At 52.4% G+C, this 19,765-nt stretch carries 13 protein-coding genes and 2 pseudogenes; 8 read left to right on the top strand and 7 right to left on the bottom strand.

Going from position 1 to position 19,765, the window contains the following annotated elements; all coding sequences use genetic code 11:
* Nucleotides 1-11: 11 nt before the first annotated feature.
* Nucleotides 12-5,447 (bottom strand): annotated as a pseudogene (locus tag CHB65_RS06610) (LAGLIDADG family homing endonuclease); the annotation flags it as partial.
* A gap of 446 nt (nucleotides 5,448-5,893) precedes the next feature.
* Between CHB65_RS06610 and CHB65_RS06605 the strand changes: the two are divergent.
* The gene (locus tag CHB65_RS06605; RefSeq protein ID WP_245809915.1) at nucleotides 5,894-6,124 is read left to right on the top strand and encodes a hypothetical protein; all 231 of its coding nucleotides are present in this window, start codon (nucleotides 5,894-5,896) and stop codon (nucleotides 6,122-6,124) included.
* 60 nt (nucleotides 6,125-6,184) lie between these two features.
* Entirely contained in the window at nucleotides 6,185-6,331 is a 147-nt protein-coding gene (locus CHB65_RS17335) for a hypothetical protein (RefSeq protein WP_179213597.1), read from the top strand.
* A gap of 13 nt (nucleotides 6,332-6,344) precedes the next feature.
* On the opposite strand, the pseudogene CHB65_RS06600 reads toward CHB65_RS17335, so the two are convergent.
* Nucleotides 6,345-6,809: pseudogene (locus CHB65_RS06600) on the bottom strand (FAD-dependent oxidoreductase); the annotation flags it as partial.
* A gap of 46 nt (nucleotides 6,810-6,855) precedes the next feature.
* On the opposite strand from CHB65_RS06600, the gene CHB65_RS06595 reads away from it, so the two are divergent.
* Nucleotides 6,856-8,124 (top strand): tyrosine-type recombinase/integrase, encoded by a 1,269-nt coding sequence (locus CHB65_RS06595; protein WP_089384259.1) that lies wholly within the window; start codon nucleotides 6,856-6,858, stop codon nucleotides 8,122-8,124.
* Nucleotides 8,125-8,945: 821 nt separating this feature from the next.
* On the top strand, nucleotides 8,946-9,416 hold the full coding sequence (locus CHB65_RS16800) for a hypothetical protein (protein WP_143420357.1): 471 nt from the start codon (nucleotides 8,946-8,948) through the stop codon (nucleotides 9,414-9,416).
* A 671-nt stretch (nucleotides 9,417-10,087) separates the two neighbouring features.
* Here CHB65_RS16800 and CHB65_RS06590 read toward each other — a convergent pair.
* From CHB65_RS06590 to CHB65_RS17330, 4 genes are all read right to left on the bottom strand, one after another.
* Complete coding sequence (locus tag CHB65_RS06590; protein ID WP_089384258.1) at nucleotides 10,088-10,903, bottom strand: IS5 family transposase; 816 nt, start codon at nucleotides 10,901-10,903, stop codon at nucleotides 10,088-10,090.
* Between the two features lie 306 nt (nucleotides 10,904-11,209).
* A complete protein-coding gene (locus tag CHB65_RS16795) occupies nucleotides 11,210-12,508 on the bottom strand; it encodes a bifunctional DNA primase/polymerase (protein ID WP_143420356.1) in 1,299 nt (432 codons plus the stop codon).
* 392 nt (nucleotides 12,509-12,900) lie between these two features.
* Nucleotides 12,901-13,791, bottom strand: a complete 891-nt coding sequence (locus tag CHB65_RS16790; protein WP_143420355.1) for a hypothetical protein — start codon at nucleotides 13,789-13,791, stop codon at nucleotides 12,901-12,903.
* A gap of 6 nt (nucleotides 13,792-13,797) precedes the next feature.
* Nucleotides 13,798-13,956, bottom strand: coding sequence for a hypothetical protein (locus tag CHB65_RS17330; RefSeq protein WP_179213596.1), 159 nt, complete (start codon nucleotides 13,954-13,956; stop codon nucleotides 13,798-13,800).
* Between the two features lie 488 nt (nucleotides 13,957-14,444).
* Here CHB65_RS17330 and CHB65_RS06585 point away from each other — a divergent pair, with 488 nt between their 5' ends.
* Nucleotides 14,445-15,443: an IS110 family RNA-guided transposase gene (locus tag CHB65_RS06585; protein WP_089384257.1), complete on the top strand. Its 999-nt coding sequence runs from the start codon at nucleotides 14,445-14,447 to the stop codon at nucleotides 15,441-15,443.
* Between the two features lie 325 nt (nucleotides 15,444-15,768).
* Complete coding sequence (locus tag CHB65_RS06580; RefSeq protein ID WP_089384256.1) at nucleotides 15,769-17,016, top strand: pentapeptide repeat-containing protein; 1,248 nt, start codon at nucleotides 15,769-15,771, stop codon at nucleotides 17,014-17,016.
* Nucleotides 17,017-17,147: 131 nt separating this feature from the next.
* On the opposite strand, the gene CHB65_RS06575 is transcribed toward CHB65_RS06580, so the two are convergent.
* Nucleotides 17,148-17,378, bottom strand: coding sequence for a hypothetical protein (locus CHB65_RS06575; protein WP_089384255.1), 231 nt, complete (start codon nucleotides 17,376-17,378; stop codon nucleotides 17,148-17,150).
* Between the two features lie 259 nt (nucleotides 17,379-17,637).
* On the opposite strand from CHB65_RS06575, the gene CHB65_RS06570 reads away from it, so the two are divergent.
* Both CHB65_RS06570 and CHB65_RS06565 read left to right on the top strand, forming a co-directional pair.
* Nucleotides 17,638-18,645 (top strand): IS110 family RNA-guided transposase, encoded by a 1,008-nt coding sequence (locus CHB65_RS06570; protein ID WP_089384254.1) that lies wholly within the window; start codon nucleotides 17,638-17,640, stop codon nucleotides 18,643-18,645.
* A gap of 255 nt (nucleotides 18,646-18,900) precedes the next feature.
* The gene (locus tag CHB65_RS06565; protein ID WP_089384253.1) at nucleotides 18,901-19,722 is read left to right on the top strand and encodes an IS5 family transposase; all 822 of its coding nucleotides are present in this window, start codon (nucleotides 18,901-18,903) and stop codon (nucleotides 19,720-19,722) included.
* Nucleotides 19,723-19,765 lie beyond the last annotated feature (43 nt).

Raw genomic sequence — 19,765 nt, 5'->3', positions numbered from 1 at the left:
TCTGCGTCCGCCGCCCCCGCAACGTCGCCCTCGACGTCATCGAGACTCTGCTGTTGGGGGATCCCCTTGTCGATCTCGTCGTCGAGGTAGCGCCGAAGCGCGGTGCCGATCGCGTCCGGGATCGACTGGATCTGCTCGCCCTTATCCCAGGCGACCTTGGGACTGCGGGTGCCCTGCAGCTCGTCGACGATCTCCTCGGGGTCGACACCCGAGCGGAGCGCCGTCGAGATAACCTTCGCGAGCGCCTCCGTGAAGGAGTTGGTGTAACCACCCGAGTGGCCGATGTTCGCGAACAGCTCGAACGGCCGGCCGTCCTCGTCCTCGTTGACCGTCACGTAGAGCTTTCCGTAGCCGGTCTCGACGCGCTGGGTGACACCCGAGAGCGAATCGGGTCGCGGGCGCGTCTCCGTGTACTCGAACGTGGGCTCGTCGCTCGCTTCCAACAGCCCCTCGATCTCCGCATCGAGGGCCTCGCGAACCTCCTCGTTCCCGAGGAACGATTCCAGCCCGCCGAAGACCTCCTCGATACCCTCGATGATCGTCTCCAACGCCTCCGACTCGTCGGCGAACTCCGTGTTCTTCGCGCGGGTGGTGAGCACCTGCTTCGAGCGGGTGCCGTCGCGGTAGACGGTGACGCCCTTCCCGCCGTGGTCGTAGATGTACCGATAGACCTCGTCCATGTCCTCGATCGACGCGGAGTTCGGGAAATTACACGTCTTCGAGATGGCCGAGTCGACGCCCTGCTGACAGGCACACTGGACCGCCGCGTGCTCCTTGCCGGTCAGGTCGCCGGTGACGACGAAGAGCTCGCCGATCGCGTTCGGTACCGTCGACAGTCCCTCGACACCGTCGAACTCGTTGTTCGCCATCTGCTCTTGCGCTTCCCGTTTCACCTCATCGACGTCGATGTCGTTCGCCTCCAGCGTGCGGAGGAAGTAGTCGTCGAACTCGACGAGCATCTCGTCGCCCTGCACGTCGTCGGAGACGTTCTTGTAGTACGCGACGTTGTAGATGGGCTCACAGCCGCCGGTCGTGTTGCCGACCATCGACGTCGTCCCCGTGGGCGCGATCGTGGTCGTGTTGTGGTTGCGGATCGGGAAGCCGTCCTCCCAGTCGTCGGCGTCGAGCCCGGTGTGGTGTTCGAACCACTCGCGATACTCGACGGGGTCGGCATATTTCGAGTCCGCCCAGTCGTTGAAGACGCCGCGCTCTTCCGCGAGCTCGTGGGAGGTCCACTTCGACTCGTGGTTGATGTGGGTCATCAGCTGACGGGCGATCTCGTTGCCCTCTTCGGAGCCGTAGCGAACGCCGAGCTGGATATACAGCTGGGCGAGCCCCATGATCCCGAGCCCGATCTTCCGCATGTCACGGACCTTCTCCTCGATCTTCTCGACCGGGAAGTCCGACATCGTGACGACGTTCTCCAAAAAGCGCGTCCCGTAATCGATGCGCGCATCGAGCGTCTCGAAGTCGATCGCCTCCTGGAGGAACGCGTCGACGGCCGCCTCCTGGGAGTCGTACTCGTCGGCGTGTTCGGCCGACCAGACGCGCCAGTCGGGGGCGTCGAGGTCCGCGACCGTCGAGAGGTTGATGTGCCCGAGGTTGCAGGCCTCATATTCTTCCAACGGCTGTTCCCCGCAATTATGGACTACAAGGCCGTTAGCGACGAATGAGTGGGTTTCCGGCTCAGTCAGATCATATACGGTTTCGTACCCGTCCGGCGTGACAGCTTCGACTGTCGCGGTGAACGGTTCGTTCTGGGGACTGTACGTGTACGAGTCGAGGTTCTCTCGAAGCTGTTCGGCTTTGTCTTCTCGGAGGAACCCGACTTCCTCAGCGAACCGCTGCTGGTTGTCTTTGGTTATGACTAGTTCGTGTTGAGCCTTCGTCTCGTACTCTTTCGTTCCTCCCTTACCATCCGGTAGTTCTCGTGTCCGTGCGGGACGGCGGTTCTCGTAGATGCGACTCGCGACGCCGAAATTGAGTAGGAGTCGCTGTGTCTGCTTGAGCAGACCGAGTTCCGAACTTGCGAGTCTGATGCTTCGTCCGTTTTTGCTGCTTCCCTGCACGCTCCCGTCGGCGGTGAATAATGTTTGAAGGAACGCGCGTGCCATCTCCTCGCTCCCCCGTAGCACTGCCTCTGGAACCTGGTGTTTCTGATCGACTAACCCGGCCTCCTCGGCATACTCATACAGCCGAGTCGAGCGAATTCGCTGCTCAATAGCCTGCGCACCTCGGTAGCTCTCACCCCGGGAAATGTCGCTGACACCAACCTCATAGTCCGCGTTGCCAATAGGTTCGCGAATGATTTCGTTGACGTCTTCGGCAAGGCTCTCGGCGATGGTCGCATCCTCATCGTAGAAGTTGAGGACGGCACGCTCCTCTCCGTTCTTGAGGTGGCCATCACCAACGAGCCAGCCGAGGACACGACCCTCAGCGGCCGTTCCGTGCTGTCCAAACGAACCCTTTCGGTTCTGAATGTGGACCGTGTCGCCAGCGTCGAGATCCCCAGCCTCAATCCAGCCGTCGTCGGTCATGACGCGATGGTCGGCCGTGAGACGGAGTTCGTATCCCTCCTCTGTCGTCAACTTATAAACGTCTTTTTCGCCAGTCTTGTAAACGCTACTCGCTTCCTTGAGTGTCTCCTCGCTGAGACGACCGTCGACGACGACGTCACGAGCAACACCCTGCTCATACAGTTCCTCGGCCTCGATGAGACCGTTCTCTGTACTTATCAGCGTGTCTCCGGTCACACACGGATTCGTCGCGAGGATCCGGTGGTCCGGATGCTTCTCGACGTCGAACGAATGTTGCTTGTTCACCCGTTCGAGATAGATGACGCCGGGTTCGCCGTTCTCGTGTGCGCCGTCGATGATGTGCTCCCAGAGCTCGGCGGCCGGGACCGAAAGGACCTCGCCGACCTCGACGTGGTGGCCGAGGTCGAACATCTCGTAGATCTCCTTCGTCTCCGGGGTCGCGATGTGTGGCTCCTCCGTGCGCGGGTTGGTGAAGACGAACTCCTCGTCGGCATACAGCGCCTCCATGAAGTCGTCGGTGACGCCGACGCTGATGTTGAAATTCGAGAGATGCCCCTCGACGGCGTTTCGGAGGTGTTCGGGGACGCGCCCCTCGTCGTCGATCAGTTCGCGGGCCTCCTCCAACGCGTCCGCGAAGGAAGTGTGCGTGAAGTCGTCGGGGTCGTTCAGTCGCAGCGAGTGCGCGAGCGAGACGTCCTTGTTCTTCGCGTGGATGAACTGAATGACGTCCGGGTGCGAGACGCGCATGACGCCCATCTGTGCGCCGCGGCGCGCGCCGCCCTGTGCGATCGTCTCACACATCTGGTCGAACGTCCGCATGAACGTGATCGGCCCGGAGGCGATCCCACCCGTGGAGCCGACGGCGTCGCCGTACGGCCGAAGCTGCCAGAACGCATAGCCCATCCCGCCGCCGCTGTTGTGCGAGACGATCCCGTCGGTGACGTACTCGTGGGTGTCCGCGACGGTGATGTCGTAGACGGTCGTGGGTTCGGATTCGACCACGGACTCGACCTTGACGGTGTACTCCTCGCCGACACGGTATGCGTCCCGCGCGGAGACTGAGTCGATGTTCGAAAGCCCGACCTCGCGACGCTCGTCGATGAATCCAACGTCGCGGAGGAACGCCTTCCGTCCCTCGCCGGTCGTCGGAATGAGACCGTAGTACGGATGGGCATCCTCGTCGCGGATGACCGACTTCTTGACCGGATAGCCGAGTCCCATCATCAGCGTCGCGACGTCGTCGATCGCATCCTCGGAGGAGCTGTACAGCTTCGGGTACGTGTCATCGAGCAGCGTCCCGTCCGCCGTGAAGTAGCCGCGCAGGAAGGCTTCGACGACCTCCGCGGGTGCGCGCTTGATCGCGTCCGGTACCCGAGCCGATCGGGCTCCGTCGGGCTTGCAGTCGAAGTTCGCTTTCCACCAGCGTTTGATCTCGTGGCTGTTGATCCCTATCTCGTAGCAGCCATCAGTAAACGAACTCGACGTTTTCGTCCCGAACAGCCGACGGGCGAGCTGATCGATGTACTCGGCGACGCTCTCCCGCCCGACGTGGAATCGAACGCCGTCCTGATGCCATGACCCGTCACCGACCCAGAGGCCGACCAGTTCCGCGAGCTCCTCGTCCAGTCGCTCCGGTTGGTGGACCGATTTGACCGGCGTTCCGTTCGGCACGAGCTGTTCACGGGCACGGAACTGCCCGACGGTCGTCTGGTGGACGCCCAGTTCGGCGGCGATCTCCGCGTCGGTGTGTCCATCCCGGTACAGTTCGTGTGCCGTCGACTCGTCGAACGAGGTGGGGCCGGGGGTGCGTCCACCCTCCCCGTTCGGCGGGAGTTCCAGTTCGGTGCTCCGGCGACGCTGAACCGTGGATTTTCCGCAGTCAAGCTGCTCTGCGATCTCGTAATCGCTGTATCCTTGTCGATACAGCTCAAGAATCTCCGCGTTCTCGACGGTTCTGTTTTCGCTCCACTGGCCACCGCTCGCTACCGACATCAGTTCCGGGCGCTCCCGATCCAGTTCTCGAAGCCAGCCCAGCGCGTAGTGGATCTCTTGACCGGCACGGATCTCATCGAGGCGGGTCCAGTCGCCGTCGACCATGAGCCGGTGGTTCGGCGTCCCACGGACGCTCAGCCCGTTCGTCAGCGTGACGGTAAGGGTTTCGGCGTCCTCGTAGACGTGTGTCTCCTCGACCGGTTTGTACTGGAATCCCGAGTCGGTTCGCTGTGCGATGCGATCGCCGACCTCCACGTCGGCAACGCTGACGATCCCGTCCTCCTCGAGGGTGACCGTCGACTCCTCGGTGAGACACTGGAACACCTCGGCGGCCTCCTTTGCGGTCTGATGGATGTCCGTAATGTCGTCGCCCGGTGAGTCGACGAAACACGCTGAGAGCTGCTGGAGTTCGTCGCCGGCGTTCATGAGCGTCGGCGAGTTCGGCATGAACGAGAGCGACTCCATTCCCTCCTGGAACGTCTCGGCGACCTCCTCGACGTGTGCACGGATCTCGGCGGGAAGTTCGGGGACGACGGTCTCGTAGGCGAACTTGTTGACGTTGTAGACCGAAAGCGTCGTCTCCGCGTCGTCATCGACGGTCGTACCCGCACCGAAGACCTCGGCGGCGAGTTCGTCGCGGCGCGGGTGGTCGGGCTTCAACTGGTCCGGGGTGACCGTGATCTCGATATCCCGACGCTCCGCCTCGAAGACGGCGTCAGCGAGCGCGACGTTGCGCGCGACGCGAACGAAGATCTCCTCGGGTGTCTCGGTGAGTTCCCCGTCGGCGTCCTTTCGGAAGTATCGGGCAGGGAGGATGTTGTGGTAGGCGTTGCCCGTGAGTCGCTCTTTGAGCGTCTCGCCCGTGGTTCGTTTGATCGGCAGTTCCAATTCGTCAGCGGAGAGACCGTCGCTGCTCATTCGACGGCCACCCCGCTCCGGCGGCGTTCGGATCGGTTCATGGATGCTGGTAGTGTACTGGCGAAGTGGACCCTTGTAGATTGCGTTCCCGGCCCATATCAGGCGTGTATCTATTCGATCCCGTACAGGTCTGTGGATCGGTCACTACGGCCGTTCGGCCGAATCGTTTGTATGCAAGGGAACGCGTCTTCATAAGCATAGCTAGACCGGAGTGAAAGTGATCATACTCGCCGAAAACCGATAGGCTACGGCCGCCTCCCACTGGAACCGATGGGGGGTTTTCTTGTGTCCGTGCCGAGCACTACCGGTGAGCGACCCGTCCAGAATCGATCCGTCGTCGTGGATCACCGGCGGTTGGGGACGAGGTATGTTCTATTATTCAAACATGTTTGCGTCCAACCGAAGCCTCCCACAGGCTTATGCCGCCGCTCGTCGTTCGATTGGGCATGTCGCTCACCCATTCACCCCTCGGCCTCCCGTCCGTTTTCGGCGCGCCGGACGCGATGCAGGCGGGGCTCGGCGGGGACCCGATCGCACAGCTGTTGATCGCGCTCGTCGCCATCGCGCTCGTCATCGTCATCGGGAAGTTCGTCCTCTCGCTCGCGTGGCGGCTGGTGACCATCGGCGTCGTCGTCGTCGCGATCATCTACGGGCTCTCGGCGGTCGGCGTCTTTTGATCGGGTCCCGGGATCGCCACGCTCCCGAAGGCTCTCATCGATGGCGACCGTACCCCCGGTATGCGCTCCGAGGCGGAGGTCCGCGAGCAGTACGAGTTCCTGATCGACCAGCTCGAAGACGAGGAGATGCGACACCGCGGCGTCGAGGAGCTGTTCACCCACTACAAACGAGCCCTCGGCTGGGTACTTGAGGAAGAACACATGTGAGCGGGTCCGGCGGCTACTTGTTCATGCCGCCGAAGACGGCCTGGGCGTCGGCCGGCACGTCGAAGTCGTGGTACCGCTCGCCCTTCTCCTTTGAGAGGATGTTTAACGCAGCGGCCGCGCCGTCGCCGGCCGAGATAACCGCCTGCCACTCCTCGGCGCGAACCATCGCGCCGGTCGCGTAGGCGTTCTCGACGCTCGTCTCCATCGTGACGCCGACATCGACGAGGTCGCCGTCGAACGCACAGCCGAGCGACTCGGCCAGGTCCCGCTTCGCGCCCGTCGCGAGCACGACGTAGTCGGCGGCGTGTTCGCCGTCCTCCGTCGAGACGACGAATCCACCCTCGTCGCCCTCGGCGACGTCGGTCACCGAGGCCTCGTGCCGCTCCACGCCGAAGCTATCGACCTGCTCGCGGGCGGTCTTCATAAACGCCGAGCCGTCCACCGAGCCGATCCCCAAGTAATTGAACAGATGGGCTCTACATGACCTTGAACATTGAATAAGTAGAACCAACTACGGGGCTATCATGGGAAACGATCCACAGGCAGAGTATGATCGGACCGTCCGAAGAATAGTAAAAGAATATCTGATAAATGAGACACTATCTCGAAAAGAGCTAGAAGCAATTGAAGAATATATATTAGCCAAAAATCCCGATATCGTTAGCATATCCGATCATGAAGGGGGTACATTGAAGAAGCAGACTCTAGCAACGTATGGAGATCATATCAGGATATGTGCTCGGCGATTGGAACCCGAATTAACCGAATGCACCACTAAGGAGATTAACGAATTTATGGATTCTCAACTAGAGAATCTGTCTAAATCTACGGTTCAACTGTATCAATGTGCCCTGATTAGCTTCTATCGATATCACGATATTGATTCAGTTGACCCCGATAAGATAGTGATAATAAAATACCAAACTACCAAAGTTGATGAAAATGATGTATTCACAAGAGAGGATATCAGGCAAATGCGGAACGTTATTCAGAACGATAGAGATAGAGCTATCTTTGAATTATTATTGAATACGGGCCAAAGGATACGGGCCATACAGTCACTACGGATTAAGGACATTAAACCAAAAGAGGGGGTTTTCTATTTGAATACTGAAGCAGAGGGGCTGAAGGGGGCTGATAAACAATCTCGAAAGCGTCCGTTGCTAGGTGCCCGGAAAGCCTGCTTAGATTGGTTGCAAAAACACCCGACAAAACAGGATCCTGAATCTGCCTTTATAACGCACTTACCTTCTCAAGAAACAAGATATGGAGATATATTCGGAAAACCTCTATCAGGTGCCCATATCAATCGAAGGCTGAAAAGAATAGGTAAAGATGCGGGAATACGAAAACCCACAAATGCACACAATTTTAGACATACATTTGTGACTATCGCAAAGAGAGACTATGATTTAGACGATGCTACAATTAAATTCATAATTGGTCATTCACCGGATAGTACCGTTATGGAAACGACTTATTCGCACCTATCTGCCGATGATCATATCTCTAAAGCTGAAGTAGCCGCCGGTATCAAAGAGAAAGCTAGTTCGGAGACACTAACCCCCGACATTTGCCCTACCTGTTATGAGAACTTGGATCCAAGTGACAAAGCCTGCTCTAATTGTGGGGAGATATTCGCTCTCGATGCTCAAGAGACACAGAGAAGGGTTCAATCTGATATCTACGAATCTGCTAAACAAACAACGACACAGAAAGACCAATCAGCCTTAGACCAATTGAAGAATCTAATCGAAGAAAACCCGGAGCTTCTAGAAGAACTAACAGACTAATAGGCTAATATGTTTCTTGGGTCGTTGTTAGAATCGATTTGAGAAGGCTCTGCTTCATTTGTGGTCAATTCTGTGGGTTCGTTAGTGCTATCGGACCTATCCTCTTCAATCAGAGAGAGAAGGCTATCAGCATAACCTGATACAGGGAGATCGCTTTCAGCTAGGATAATCAAATCCTCTCGGCTTTCTTGGAGCGATTGGATCGTATCTTGAGACAAATCAGCCATACTGCTATTCGTCCGATTATGATAGTCTTAAAGATTGGGTGCGCACCCTAAAAATGGGGGCTGAATAAACGAAAAACCCCCGGATGAATCAATGACATGGGGTCATGTATGAAAACCCCAAGTGATATTACTGAAATCAGTAATTGACTGAAAGATTTGAAGCAGAGGTATGCCAAGGATCTTCAGTTTGAGCTTATTTTTTTGCCCGATTACCGGACAAAAGGACGAATAGTTACGCCCTAAGTTTACATTCGTTACCAAAGTTTAAATATCTTTCGGTTGGATGTGAAGAAATAGGGATTATGACTAGGTGATTTGCTTAATCAGATATGGATAGGGGATTAAAGAAAATCTCGCTTACCTGAAGAACACATGAAATTCAGTCCTAAATAAGCAGAACATAGCTCTCATACCCATGATACGGCAGATTTAGATCTCCTGATTACAAGTTTATGACCGGTAACTGATGGTATTCATTAGCCTGATTTTAGGTTTAGAAGACCTGTGTACGTGCTATTCTAACATCTAATATACAATTTTTTATACGTCATATCACCGGTTTTTAAGTATATTCTTCAGCATATAGCAGGTATAATGAACGCTATTGAGTTAATAATTGACGCATTATCTAGAATCTCTCCAAATTTCCGAGAGGCTACAAGAGAGCGGAATAAAATAAAAAGTGAATATCGGAATATTCTGAGAGATATTGAAACAGATAATGAGTTCAGAACATTGCACGGATATAAAAAAGAATACCTAGGGAACGACTTAGAAGATATGCATCGGAGAATTGAAAAGAAAATAATACAATCAGCAGATAAAAATGGTAAATTAAAGTCATTTGATAAAACATACAGGCACATAAGCGGAGAATCCTATAATGACTTTGAAAGGCACTATGGAGTAGAAGTGGCTCAAGAAGACAAAGAAGACCTCATAGAAGACATTAATTTGTTCATTGCTAAAATCGAGAGAAAAAACACGTGGAGCAGAAGAAAAGAGGGAGCCTTTTGGGGAACTATATTTGTAGCTATACTATTGTTTGTATACGTGCTGTTTTAGTTGGTTTTCTTCTTCAAGATACATTCTAAGAGCTTCGGTCAAAACCTGTCTTTCGTCCTTATGAGAGTGATAGAGGTAATCTTCATATGCTTCGATTAAATCCGGATCCGAGATAGTACCCCGAACGATTTTATTATTCTTCATCATTTTCCTCTAAAATATCATCTAACTTTTGATTAACTTCTTTGCACTTTTCAGTAAGTAGCTGTAATCTAATCTGTAAATATATGTCTTCAGCCATAGTCAGTAATCCATAATGCTAGGTTCTTGAGTCTCACAAACTATACAGTAGTGTTCTCCAATCTCTCGATCATACATCGGGGTAGAATCGCATTTCAAACAAGAATATACGGGTTCAGTTAAGCTACTCAAGTTTTCCACCCTTTCCACGGTGATAGAGTCATGTAGCTGATTACGGGCGATTCTCTGCCATTGATTAGCAACTTTTGGCTTTTCATTGCCTTGTTGAACGCAAGACAGCGTCGGGGTGGGGTAGATTATTCACACCTTCACGCTGTCAGAACCCTGTTCTCGGATTCAGAAGTTGCAGTAGCTGTCGCTAGCAGTGTTCATCAAAGGGTCAGAACTATGGTATCTTGTTTCGTTGTGTCACTGACGACGGCGATGCCTCTCCCGGATACGTCCGGAGAAAGGGAGCAGGCGGCGAGCCCTTAACTCGCCGCCTGCGTGAGGTTATGCACGATGCACTTCCGCGTGAGCTCCCGGAACTGGCCGTGCCAAGTCCGGGAGCGTAGTTTCTCGCCGTCGTCTTCCTTCAACTGCGAGAAGCCCGTTTCACTCATCCACCGCTGGTTGTAGTCCTCGTTCATCCGGGCGTTGTGAGCCTTCTGAAGCGGTGTCTGCTCTCTGTGTTTGATCAACGGTCGTGTCGAATTGGAGTGACACTCCTCGCGGAGCTCACCCCACGAGTAGTTCGCATCAGCGGACAGGACCCGCAGGTCTTCCGCGTTCCGGCGGAAGACCTGCATCCCGATATGGCCGTCCCACGCCTTCTGCGTGGTGATATGAACGTCTTTGATCGCTAGTGAGTTCACGTCGATCAAGATCGTCGTCTTCATCGACTGGAACGAGTAGTTCGCGCGGCCGCGGTAGTGGTAGCTGGTCTGATCGCGTTGGAAGCCACTGGCGTCGATTGCGGCTTCACCGCTCCAGCCCGCCTGCTCCGCCGAAGCGCGGAGCAGGCGACGGAGTTCACGCATCTGGTACTCTTTCTCCCACCGGCAGAGGGTCGTATGGTCTGGCGAGGCTTTGAGATTCAGTTCCTCACGGATGGCGAGAGAGTCGTTAAACCACGCTTCGGTCTCGCGGAAGCTTTTGTCGAGTTCAGCGTGCATGAGAATCAAGGCGATCTGAACCCACTCGGCGAACCCGCTGTCGCCATCCGGCGCAGCGGGTTCGTCTGGGTTGTCAGCGTGCTGTTTGCCAAGGTGCTTACACTTCTTCACCAGCGGTCGTTTCGACCTCATACCGCAAGACAGCGTCCAATTCAGCCGTCAATTTCACGAAATCACCCGCAGACCGACTGCACAGCCCGCTGATCGGACCCGCAACAAGGCACTTTTCATCCTCAGTTATATCCGGTGTGTGGTGTGATAGATCTATCTTAATCGCTCCTAGTTGGAACCCTTCAGGTGCTTTCTCTGCTAATTCTCTGTTAATCGTTCTCATACTAATCATGGGAAAACCCCCTTATAAATGGAACCCCTGCCTTCATGCGATTTCACCCGATTTTCTCACATTAACAAAGGAAAGAAGAAGAATTATATTATAGATCATATTTCACCCTCATATTTTTCAATAACATTGTATAATCGTTCTAGATAGCCTTCGGTTATTCTCTGATTTATAATCTTGTTACCATCCTTTTCGATCATATTCTCTGCTTCAAGAACTTTCAGAATCCGATATACAGAATCCTTCTCAACACTAGCATACTCGATTAATTCATTAGTAGTCATTTCTTCTTTAATCCATATACCGAAAGCAACATCATATTTTTTGAAAAATGACACACCCTCACAATACACCCAATCTACTGAAGTAGCATTTTCAAGAAGGAATTTTCTATGATCCTCATATTTTTCATAGTATGATTCAAATGGAGCCAAATCCATGAACAATCGAACAAACTTTTCATTATTCCCGAAGAAGAATCCAATATAATTCGCTAATTTACATTCGGCTCTACCTTGTTTATTTGAACCAGAAACATCCTCAAAATTCCCATGATAGAGCTTATCAAATAATTCTTGCCCCTCCCAATCTCCTTTTTTCATGTAATCCATCCGATTTTTGAATGTGTGCCTAACACTTGGGACATTTTCATTAAATTCTTTTTCAATATTGAATCTAGGACTTGGAGAAGGCACATTACCGCTTATTTCTTCGTTATAATTGGGTTCAGTATCTTCTTCTTTTTCTTCTTGGTGTAGTAGATCTCCAATCAGTCTTACTGCTTCGATGTCTAGACTTGGAGCTTCGGGATTGATTGAATCTAGGATATATCGGTCGGATCCAACCCCATTACAGGGTTTTGTATCCTTACAATCTCGATGGTGTATCTCGCTTGGGGGTAGTGGTGTTTCTCCACTAGTGATTAATTCAAGATCTGCATCAGGGCCTTCTCTAAAGTCGGTGTGTTCCGTATCATATGAATGTAACAGCTGATACGCTTCCCTATCTTCAATCCGAACAATCCGGTTTAATCCACCGTGGGGGCTTCTATGTGTGATTACAGTATGGCTATCGATTACTGATTTCAAATCAGCAGGTAAGATCCCCGCTTCTTCGATGTCGAATAGCACATACGTATTACCATTAAACCACTTACCAAGAATCAACCCGACATTACCGCCGGATTGTAAGTGTCTCTTGGCTTCTTCTTGAGTAATCAGGTTTCTTTTTCGGTTCCAACCTTTCTTAACAGGGTATTTCTTACCTGCTTCAAGTGGAACATAGATATTAGAATCTTCTAGATAACTACTTATTCGATCAAAAACATCGTTATTTTCGTTACTAACACCGACAGCCTTATTAACTTCAGTCTCGAATTGTAAATTGGATATAGTCATAGTCCATCTCCCCCGTGCGCCAACACGGGTTTATTTTTCAAGATTTAGAGATAAATCTTTAACTCCCTCGCGGGATGGGGGCTTGCAAATTGAGATTCGTTTAGTTTTTGCTTGATAAAGTTTAGTATCTACACACTTATATATTTGTCCATAAGTCAGAGTAATATAATTACAGATAGTTATACACTAGCAATTTTTAATTACTCTAGTTTATCTTATTATTACTATGAGTTATTAGGTTAGACTAGTGGTGTATTTGCGATCATAGCCACATATATCACAATCTAGAAGTATCCCATACTCAATTTTAGCAGAACCCCTGAATCGAGAGATCGGCTTAGTAGAAGCCTCTTCCCCGCATTTGGGACAATTAAGAGAGTTAGATTCTATCATTATAGGATTTCTAATCTATCTTCAATATCTGCTGAAATAAAATCACCATTAGAAAGTTCGGTAATATCGACTAAATCAGGGTATTCTTCTGCTTTGTTAAGTAGCTCTTGTTTTAGTTGGCTATCTCGGGTTGTAACAGTAGCCTTCTTACCGTCTTTTTCTACATGGGTCTTATCTGCTTCTCCATTTGGCTTCAATTCCGCCAGAGAAGTAGCCCATGCAGAATTCGATCTATGGGTCCAAGCCGCTTCCATTTCTTCAATAACTTCTTCATCGAGATCGGGGGTTGATTCTTCTTCATTAGCCTCTGCTTCTTCGGTTTCAAGGCCTTCAATTTCTCTAATTTCTGCTTCTAGTTCTTCTTCTAGTTCTGCGTAAGAAGTATCCTCAATCTCATTTTGAAGCTTCAGGTATTCTTCTCCGGTCATTTCTCCAATTGGCTTCGATAAATGATCGGGAAGAAGGACATCCCCGTATTCCTCTTTCAGCTTTTCAATTCTTTCCTCCTTCTCTTTTTCACGGGCCTCATCGACCATATCCTCAAAATCGGATCTTGCTTCTTGCCACATTGAATCGAGAGATTTTTCCTCTTTTTCGGGGGTAGCTCCAAGTTCTTCTTGAGCAAATTCTTCCCATACCCCCCCACGCCGAGAGAATACTTCTTGAGCCTCTTGTAGCTCTGCTACAGTTTCGGAATTAGGATCCGGCTTAGTACCCACAATCTCAAAGGCTTCTTGTTTAGATAGCTCTGCTACTTCTCTCCCCCCGTGGGTTTGTCCCCCGGCGACTTTCCAACCCTTTTCTTTGTATTCTTCTAGCTCTGCTACGGATACGCTCTTATTAATGGCTGGGCCGAACGAATCCCAATATATTTGTACTTTCTTAGACATAATAAATCACTCTCCGATGTATTTTCTAGAAACGTCCTGCTTTTCAAAAATCTCTGATTCAATTAGCTCATTATAGGATCTAAATCCTTTCTCTGCTTTGAGGATTCTTAATCCCCGCCTAGTCTCCGGCTTGACCGAAACCGCAGTAAACTTATTTTCACTCATCTTCGATTAAGAATTATATCCCTAACTATTTAAACCTTTTCATTTTTAATGAGAAAACTGAACGAATGTCGGGTATATACCTTTAGAAAAATAATTTTGTGATTTTCAATCCGATTTTGCAAATGCTGTTTAGAAATATTGTTCTCATAAATTCACCCTGTTACTCTCTAAGAAATATTCGCACCTTTTTGCTCGTAATTAAACTGTAAATCAAGTAGGAATATTCTAATCTGTCTCTCTAATTTATATCTCTGTGGCTCTGTTGACTCGATGGAAACGCTGCTACTCCATGCGAGCGTGAAACAAGATATGGGGCGCAAGAGACCGACGGATTTCACGTGCCACAGAGCACGTTCTGTTGACTGGTCCGTGTGCGAAAGAAGTCGAGTCATGGGCGTCACAGCCCGGATGCCGCGCGGCGCGGCATCCGGGAAAGCCCGAATAGGTGAATCTCTGCTTCACGCACTGGCGTCCCGGGTGAACAAACCATGTACCTCGGAATTGATGTCCACAAACGGTACGCACAGGTGGCAGTAATGGACGAAGCTGGGAAGATCGTCGAAGAGGTTCGCGTCGAAAACGCGAACCTCGACGAGCTCGCCCAGCGGTACGCCGGCGCACAAGCCGTGCTTGAGGCGACCTCCAACTACTACCACATCCACGATACGCTGTCCGAATACTTGGATGTGACCGTCGCCCATCCGAAGAAGATCAATCAAATCGCAGATACCGACAAGAAAACCGACCGCGTTGACGCCAAAGAACTCGCGCGGATGCTCCGGTTAAATTCGGTGCCTGAAAGCTACGTTCCCTCCGAGGAGGTCAGGGAAGCCCGCGCACTCGTGCGCGGGCGACAGACATTGGTCGAAAACCGCACCAAATACGCCAACAAAGTCCACGGATTACTCTCCGATCACGGAATTACCGAGGACGTGAAACCGCTGAGCGTGGAGGGACGAGAGTTCCTGCGGGAACTCTCGATCCCGATGCCGTGGGATGCGTTGCTTGATTCGTACCTCGAGTTGATCGAGTCGCTCACCGAGGAGATCCAGAAGCTGGAGGAGACGATTGAAGAGCGCGCTGGGTCTCTGAAGGAGACCCAGCTGCTGATGAGCATTCCCGGCGTGAGTTACTTTACGGCGCTAACGATCTACGCGGAGGTTGGCGACATCAGTCGGTTTAATCGGGATAAGGAAGTCGTCAGTTACGTCGGTTTGAACCCGGTGATCCGCGAGTCTGGCGACTCGCGGATCGAGGGAAGCATATCGAAACGTGGATCAGGCCGTGTTAGATGGCTGCTCGTCCAAGCTGCGAATACAGCCGTTCACACCTGTAATGACGAGTATCTGAGCCGATTTTATGATCGGCTCGCAAGTCGGAAAAACTCACAGAAAGCAATCGTGGCAACCGCTCGGAAGATGCTGGTATCGATTTACCACATGCTTGATCGGGGAGAGGTCTACGATCCACCGGGGGTGAGTGCGTAGAGGAGGGAGCTGAGGGCCGCCGGCTTGGCGGCCCTCAGTGGCCGGCCGAGGCCAGCGTGAGCCACAGCTATCGCGAGACAGCGACCGCACCGCAGGACACGTTCCGACCGCCTGCCGGCTGTGTCAGCGCAGATCCTCAGACGGCGTAATCATTTTATCGTCAGCCGTGGTTTGTTCGGCCAGCAGCGTTTCCATAGGTGAAATCCCCAATCGGTGATAAGTTTCGGGCGTCGTGCAAGATACAGAGGATATGCCGGTCATCATATCCGATTGTCTTCTTTCAGTAAGTGTTATTATTTAATCTGTTCCCGCCACTGCATATAGCATGAGTGATCCTGAGTACAAAATCCCGAACGATGATATCGTGTCGCCTACTGACATTCATCCAGGAGCAGATCTGACAAAGGCTAACCTGTCGGAGGCGTACCTCTATAATGCCGACCTGTCGGAGGCAAATCTTAACCAGGGCGACCTATCGGGGGCATACCTCAGTGATGTCAACTTGTCGGGTGCGGAGCTACTACATGCCGACCTGCCGGGAGCAAACCTCCGGAGTGCGGACCTGCCAGGAGCAAACCTCCGGAGTGCCGACCTGTCAGGTGCGGATCTACGGAATGTCAACCTGTCAGGTGCGGATCTACGGAATGTCAACCTGTCAGGTGCGGATCTACGCAGTGCCGACCTGTCGGGCGCGGACCTCTTTCATGCCAATCTGTCGGGCGCGGATCTCTTTCATGCCAATCTCTCGGACGCGGACCCAGTTGGTGCCAACTTATCGGAAGCGAATCTACACAAGGGGGACCTGTCGAGTGCAGACCTATTTGATGCTGACCTGTCGGGCGCGGAACCTGTTGGGGCCGATCTATCGGAGACGAATCTCTGCAAAGCCGACCTATCTGACGCAAATCTTTCTTATGCCGACCTTTTAAGATCAAACCTCTCCAGTGCCGACCTATCGGGGGCGAACCTCAAACATGCCGACCTGTCGGGGGCGAATCTCAAACATGCCGACCTCTCAGCAGCAGTCCTCACCGAAGTCACGCTCACCGGTGTGGCACTTTCTCGCCAAACTGAGATCGATCCTCCGCGTGATACAATTGAGGAGTCTCAAGATAACGACATCTCGGAGCAGAGAATAGAAGACCTGATTGCCCGAGCGAATAGTGAACTTCAAGCGGCGTACAGTACAAATGGCCTGCTTTCCAGAGGACGAAAGGCCCGAGCCCGATTACGGCGGGCTCGACGGAAAGAAATCTATGCTGATGAAGGATGGCGGAGTCGGAGTTGGCTACTATCGCGATTATCAAGTATATTCACCGGATATGGAATTAACCTCAGACCAGTCATCGGCTGGATGCTGGCACTGTACTTCTTGTCTGCTGGTGTCTATTGGTATGCGGGCGAAATGGCGTGGGATCGGAGCCTGTACTATAGTATTGTGACATTCACGACGGCTCCCCCAGAGACTCCTCCTAATTATATAACGAGCATCGTGGCGGGAATTGAAACGTTCGCCGGGACAGCAGCCATCATTTTCCTCGGCTATGTCCTCGGTTCACGTGAGCGGATTTGAGAGCATGGATGTTCAAGCGTCAGTTTGGTACTGTATGGAGTTCCATGATCGTGGCACATTCGCGCGTTGTTTTTAGCACGCAGTTCGTATCAGCTCTGAAGGATATTAACAGAGTCCGCTGGGATATTTCATCAACTAAACCGTGGATCAGTTACCAATTCATATACTCCGGTATCAAACACATTCTCGATATGATCGTGTTCGGATAGGCGTTTCATTCGTTGATTAATATACTGTCGAGAAACCTCAGTACCTCTATCCTCCAGGATCTTCTTTATCAGGGTAGGAGTTGCTCTCCCATCTGTTAGCACGTTAAGGATTTTTTCATCAAGCTCGTTCAATTCATCTTCTGTTAAAGTCATTACACTCTGATTCCTACTCAACGATTACAATACCATCGGCTCTGATGGAATGAAAGCCTGCTAAGTCCCCAGCGTGCGTGAAGAGGTACTGGGGTGGTCAAAGGCCGATGATTCAACAGCGTCTCCGAACGCGTGGCTCTGATTGGCCTACCTGCCAAGGACGCACTATCATGGGAGGCCGCCCGGATGCCGCCAGCATCCGGGCGGCGAGCCCGAATAGGTGTGGCTCCCTTCACGCACAAACCGCTCCACAGGAACCATGTACTACCTCGGAATCGACCTTCATAAAGATGAGTCGCACGTCGCTGTTTTGGACGACGATGCCGAGGTTGTCGAAGAGATTCGCGTCGCAAACGCGAATCTCGACGAAGTCGCCGAAGAATACGCTGGAGCCAAAGCGGCGCTCGAAGCAACCAGCAACTACTACACGATCTACGACACCCTCGACGAACACCTCGACGTGGTTGTCGCAGATCCCACTCAAACCAAGGCAATCGGTTATGCTGAGGTGAAAAACGACCGGCTCGACGCGAAGTTGCTCGCGCAACTTCGCCGAGCTGGCATGATCGCTGAGAGTTACGTTCCGTCCGAAGAGCTCCGGGAGCGCCGCGCACTTGTGCGCGGCCGGAAGCGATTGGTCGAAAAGCGCACCGACTTCAAAAACGAAGTCCATGCCTTACTCGACAAACACGGGATCACCTACGACTGGGATCCGTTCAGCGTGAACGGGCGCGAAATCCTCGCCAGCGAGGATTTCTCGCTCGGTATCGTCGGCGATCAGTTGATGGAGTCGTTCCTCTCGATCATCGACGAGTTAACCGCTCAGATCGAGGAACTCGAAACGCTGATCGAAGAAACCGCTGCGTCTCTTGAGGAGACGCAGCTGTTGATGACGATTCCCGGCGTGAGTTTCTACTCGTCGTTGCTGATTACCTCGGAGATCGGTGAGATCGACCGATTTGACGAGGCAAAGCAGGTGGTGAGTTACGCAGGTTTGGATCCGGTCGTCCGCGAGTCAGGTGACTCGCGGACAGAAGGCTCTATCTCGAAGCGCGGAAGTGGAGACTTACGCTGGATCCTCGTTCAGTGTGTTCAAACGGCGGTTCACCGGTGTAACGATCCGTATCTTGGACGGTTCTACGCACGGTTGAAACGGCGGAAGAACCATCAGATAGCGATCGTCGCAACAGCGCGAAAACTGCTGGTGTCGATCTTCCACATGCTCGACCGAAAGGAGGTGTACGATCCACCGGAGGTGAGTGCCTGAGGGCCGCCGGCTCGGCGGCCCTCATCGGCCGGTCGCAGCGGGTGTGAGCCACAGCTTACGCGTTCACGTTCTGACCGCCTGCCGGCTGGTTCCTGAGCTATCACCTTGCCTGCTTGTGGTTTCTCTCTCGTGACCAAGCTCGGCATCGATCCCGGCGAAAAATATAGTATCGCAGGCGTGGTTTGTTGCGCTAGCAGGCTTTCATAGGTGTTGAAATCCTTAGTGAGTTACAGTTTCAGTCGGTGGTTTGAGTAGATGCAGACCCTCCCAAAGTCTCGGTTGCTCCGATTTGTCGAGGAAGCATTTCAGTTAGCGCAACGTGCCGTAGCTCGATACTCCTCGAAGTTCTCGAAGCAACGCTATACACTTCATCAACACATCGTTCTCCTCTGTCTCAAAGTTCGGAAGAATACGACCTATCGTACACTCCTCGACGAACTCATTGAAATGCCCCGTATTCGGAACGCGATCAACCTCACCGAACTTCCCGCCCCATCAACGCTGTGTAAAGCGTTTGATAGACTCGATATGGCCGTCTGGCGAGTGCTTCTCAATCTCTCTGCTTCACTGCTCCCGACCAACGGTGTTATCGGAATCGACGCCTCGGGCTTCGACCGCAGTCACGCCTCAAAACACTACACGAAACGAGCCGAACTCACGATTCAGCAGCTCAAAGTGACACTACTGGTCGATACAAAGATGAACGCAATCCTCGATCTACACGTGACGACGACACGAAAACACGATAGCCAGATTGCTCCGTCGTTGATCAAGCGCAACCCCGAGACCATTAACATCCTGCTCGGTGACAAAGGGTACGACGACCAGAAAATCAGGCGACTTGCCCGGCAACACGAAGTTCGTCCACTGATCAAACATCGTGAGTTCACACCGCTTCACAAGGCATGGAATGCACGCTTAGATACTGATCTCTACGGCCAACGGAGTCAATCAGAGACCGTCAACTCAACGCTCAAGCGGAAGTACGGTGCGTTCGTTCGCTCACGTCGCTGGTGGAAACAGTTCCGTGAGCTTACCATCGCCTGCGTCATTCACAATCTCGACCGATCACTCTGAGCGGTCAACACAGGGAGCAGATCTAGCGGTAACACTCCGAGGA

The organism is Halorubrum vacuolatum, assembly GCF_900188065.1.
Taxonomy (GTDB): Archaea; Halobacteriota; Halobacteria; order Halobacteriales; family Haloferacaceae; genus Halorubrum; species Halorubrum vacuolatum.
The sequence above is the reverse complement of the archived record's forward strand: the minus strand, read 5'-3'. Positions and strand labels throughout refer to the sequence as shown.